General features: G+C 63.7%; 4 protein-coding genes. 1 reads left to right on the forward strand and 3 read right to left on the reverse strand.

From position 1 onward, the window contains the following. The first annotated feature begins 147 nt into the window (after positions 1-147). The gene (locus OU682_RS23490) at positions 148-987 is read left to right on the forward strand and encodes a M48 family metallopeptidase (protein WP_268944604.1); all 840 of its coding nucleotides are present in this window, start codon (positions 148-150) and stop codon (positions 985-987) included. A 42-nt stretch (positions 988-1,029) separates the two neighbouring features. Here OU682_RS23490 and OU682_RS23495 read toward each other — a convergent pair whose 3' ends face one another. The 3 genes from OU682_RS23495 to OU682_RS23505 all read right to left on the reverse strand — a co-directional run. Next, positions 1,030-2,193 (reverse strand): NAD-dependent epimerase/dehydratase family protein, encoded by a 1,164-nt coding sequence (locus OU682_RS23495; protein WP_268944605.1) that lies wholly within the window; start codon positions 2,191-2,193, stop codon positions 1,030-1,032. A 117-nt stretch (positions 2,194-2,310) separates the two neighbouring features. Next, positions 2,311-2,976: an ABC transporter ATP-binding protein gene (locus OU682_RS23500; protein ID WP_268944606.1), complete on the reverse strand. Its 666-nt coding sequence runs from the start codon at positions 2,974-2,976 to the stop codon at positions 2,311-2,313. Continuing rightward, a partial coding sequence (locus OU682_RS23505; protein WP_268944607.1) for a KpsE/RkpR family capsule polysaccharide export protein occupies positions 2,973-4,037 on the reverse strand: 1,065 nt, incomplete at its 5' end. The genes OU682_RS23505 and OU682_RS23500, both read right to left, overlap by 4 nt.

A 4,037-nucleotide genomic window follows, 5' to 3' on the forward strand; every position in this document is an offset into this window, starting at 1 on the left:
CGCTGGAAATGCGAGGTAATCTTAGTCCGTCTGCACTTTCACGAAACTACCAACACGATATGCGGACACCTCCTATTCTTTTGGCTGCAGGGATTTGGCAGGATAGCCGCGGACGGGCTTGTTCATCCGTAACGGACCATTCTTGCCATGACCCTTTTCCGGTTTCTCCGCGCGGCCGCTGTCACCGGCCTTCTCGGGTTTGTGGCCGCATGTGGCACCACCTATCAAATGCCGGGCGTGGACGACGCCGTGAACGCCCGCGCTTCCGCCATGTTCGCCGAAGCCAAGGCCGCCCCGCCGCGCCGCATGACCAGCGCCGATGCCGGGGAAGCGCGTTTCCTGCGCGTCGCATCCCGGATCCAGCCTGTTGCCGAACAACTGTGCCAGGCCGAGCTTGCCGCGAAGGGCGCGGATTGCCGCGTCAAGCTTGAGCTGGACCGGCAGAGGAGGGACCGGAACGCCTATTTCACCTATGCCGGGCCGGGAAACAGTCAGCCGGTGATCCGCTTCACCGTGCCGATGCTGCAGGATGTTGAAAGCGATGACGAGGTCGCCTTTATCCTGGGCCATGAATACGGCCACCTGATCGGTCAGCACATCGTCAAGCAGCAGCAACAGGCGATTGCCGGGGCGCTGATCCTCGGGGTACTGACCGCCTATGGCAATGCGCAGGCGGCGTCGGCGGGACAAGGCTATGACCCGAACGCCGTCAGCCGCAACATGGAGATCGGCGCGGCTGTCGGCGGCATGGCCTATTCCCAGACCTATGAGCTGGAAAGCGACATGCTGGGCACCCGCATCGCCACGGCGGCGGGCTATGATCCGGTCAGGGGCGCGCGCTTCTTCGCCCGAGACGAGGCCGCGCGGTCAGAGACCGGGCAGCTGTCCTTCTGGGGAACGCACCCGGCCGATGCGAAGCGCCTGGCAGTGGTCCTGGCGACCGTGGATCAGATCAAGGCTGGCAGCAGCGCGGCCATGCGCAAGTGACACCGGGCCGCGCCTGTCCTGCGACCGGCGCGGCAGCCGATCCTAGGCCGTCTTCCATTGCGACACGCAGGGGATCTTGTCCCGGTCGCAGCGGTCGGCGTATTTGCGGGCGATTTCCTGAACCTCGGCCAGCAGGCCATCGGCCAGCTTGATCGGCTCCAGCCCCAGCCCCAGGAAGCGGTCATTGGCGACGTGGAGGTCGTTCTCGTCCGCCTCGTTGCGGGGGTTCTTCAGGAAGGCGACATCGACCCCGGTCTGGTCGGCGATCATCCGGGCCAGGTCGCGGACGCGGTGGGTTTCGGTCATCTGGTTCAGGATGCTGACCCGGTCGCCCCGGGCAGGCGGGTTCATCAGCGCCAGTTCGATGCAGCGGCAGGTGTCCTGGATATGGATGAAGGCGCGGGTCTGGCCGCCCGTGCCATGCACCGTCAGCGGATAGCCGATCGCGGCCTGCATCAGGAAGCGATTCAACACCGTGCCGTAATCGCCGTCATAATCGAAGCGGTTGATCAGCCGGTCGTCCAGGCGCGTTTCCTCGGTCTGGGTGCCCCAGACGATGCCCTGGTGCAGGTCGGTGATCCGCACGCCGTCGTTCTTGTTGTAGTAGAAGAAGAACAGCTGATCCTGGGTCTTGGTCATGTGATAGATCGACCCGGGGTTCGCGGGATACAGGATTTCCTGCTGGTGGGGGCCGTTCTCGGTTTCCACCACGACGTTCAGATAGCCTTCGGGGATCTTCATGCCCGCGGTGCCATAGCCATAGACGCCCATCGTCCCCAGATGGACCAGATGGATGTCCTGGCCGCTTTCGACGATGGCGGCCAGCACGTCATTGGTGGCGTTCAGGTTGTTACTGACCGTATAGCGCTTGTGCCAGCTGGACTTCATCGAATAGGGCGCGGCGCGCTGTTCGGCAAAGTGGATCACCGCATCGGGCTGTTCGCGCTGCAGCAGGGTCAGCAGGCGGTGGTAATGCTCGCCCACGGTAAAATTCTCGACCCGGATCGTGTGGTTGGTCAGTTCGTGCCAGGCCCGGACCCGCTCTCCCAGGGGGCGGATCGGGGTCAGGCTGGTGACCTCAAGCTCGACGTCGATCTTGCGGCGCGACAGGTTGTCCACGATGATCACGTCATGCCCGCGCGCGGACAGGTGCAGCGCCGTCGGCCAGCCGCAGAAACCATCTCCGCCCAGAACGATTATTTTCATGAAACTGCCTTCGGTGGGACCAGGTTTGTCCGCCTTGTAGTGTGCCGGCCAGCCGGACGCCATAGCTGCCACGCTGGCGACACACAGCCGTTGCAATCCGCCGCCGCCGCAGACCTGTCAGGCGGCAGGACGCTGCATGTTGGCGGTATGGGCCTGGATGGCGTCTTCGAGGTCGTGGTAATAGCTGAGCTTGCCGTTTTCCAGGACGGCGCCCGCCTGGCAGATCTCGCGCAGGGTCGCCATGGAGTGGGATACCACCACGGCACCCGCCGCCTTCATGCGGGCGTTGAAGACGTGGTTCGACTTGGCGCGGAACGCCGCATCGCCCACCGCCGAGACCTCGTCCACCAGATAGGTGTCGAAGGGCACGGCCATCGACACACCAAAAGCCAGCCTGGCCTTCATGCCCGCCGAATAGGTGCGGAAGGGTAGGTAGAAGTGCTGGCCAAGCTCGGCAAAGTCCTCGACGAAGTCGCGCATCTCGTCGGTGTCGATGCCGTAGACGCGGGCCACGAAGCGGCAGTTCTGTTCGCCCGTCAACTCGCCGTTGAAGGACCCGGCGAAACCCACGGGCCAGCTGATCGTGCCGGTGGACAGGATCCGCCCCGAGGTCGGCAGCATCGCCCCCGAGATCATCCGCAACAGCGAAGATTTGCCTGCCCCGTTGCGGCCAAGCAGGGCCACGGACACGCCCGTCGGGAAGGTCGCGTTCAGGTTGTTGGCCACGACCTTGCGGCGACCGTTCAGCTTGTAGATCTTGGTTAGGTTTTCCAGGCGGATCATCGCCGGTCGCGCAGGCTGTAGAAGGTCAGGACGCCCACGACCCAGATCAGCAACAGGAACCCGGCCATGGTAGGAAGCAGCTTCATGCGTTTGGGGAATTCCGCATCCTGCGCAAGCGTCGGCTTGACATAGGCCGCGAGATAGCGGGTCTGGCGCGCCGCCTCGGCCCGGGCGACGTCATAGGCCGCAAGGGCCGCGACATAGGTCTGTTCTGCGAACTGGCGATCCACCGTCAGGCTTTCGAACTGGCCGACCACCTCGGACAACGCCTCGCCGGTGGCGGTCTCCGAGCCGAACTTCTGGCGTTCAGATGCGATCTGTTCCCGGATCACATCGATGCGAAGCTGCGTCTGCTCGATCCGGGGGTCGTTCTCCTGGGCATTTGCCTGCAGCAGGCCAAGCGCCACCAGTTGTTCGGCCAGTTGCGCCTGGAGCGTGCTGACGACACCCGCCTGGCCCGCGACATCGGCGGCCGGGTCGACAAGCTGGTGTCGGTTGCGGAACTCGGTCATGGCCTGGCGGGCGGAGCGCAGGCGTTCCAGCGCCTCGTCCAGATCATGGCGGGCATAGCGCAGCGCGTCCTCTCGGGCGACATCGTTCAGCTCGTTCACCAGGAGGGTGCTTTCGTCGTAGATCGCCTGGGAAATCTTCTGTGCATCCTGCGGGTCAAAGGCCAGAACGCGCAGGTCGATCATCCCCTCGTCGTAATAGACGCGGACCTTGCGTTCCCATTCCGACAGCAGATCTTCCAACGAGTCGTTGCCGGTATAGGCGAAGATCGGATCGTTCTCGGGCTTGGACCAGATCGCGCGCAGATCCAGCTTCTCGTCGATGCGCTGGACCAGATCATGGCTCTGGATGAACTTGTAGAGGATGTCGGTGTCGCTGCCGGTACTGGATGTGGTGCCGACAAGCGAGGTCAGCCCACCAAGCAATTCGCTGGAGGTGGGGCCGGATTCCGACCGGACGGTGAAGCCCATATAGGAGGCATACTGATCCTCGGCCCGGGCATAAAGATACCAGGCGGTGACCAGCAGCGGCAGCAGCACGATTATCAGGAA

The organism is Paracoccus benzoatiresistens (assembly GCF_026913015.1).
GTDB lineage: Bacteria > Pseudomonadota > Alphaproteobacteria > Rhodobacterales > Rhodobacteraceae > Paracoccus > Paracoccus benzoatiresistens.

Excerpts from the sequence above, each read along its gene's own strand:
- OU682_RS23495 (WP_268944605.1), bottom strand. The coding sequence starts at position 2,193 with ATGAAAATAATCGTTCTGGGCGGAGATGGTTTCTGCGGCTGGCCGACG.
- OU682_RS23500 (WP_268944606.1), bottom strand. The coding sequence starts at position 2,976 with ATGATCCGCCTGGAAAACCTAACCAAGATCTACAAGCTGAACGGTCGC.
- OU682_RS23490 (WP_268944604.1), top strand. The coding sequence starts at position 148 with ATGACCCTTTTCCGGTTTCTCCGCGCGGCCGCTGTCACCGGCCTTCTC.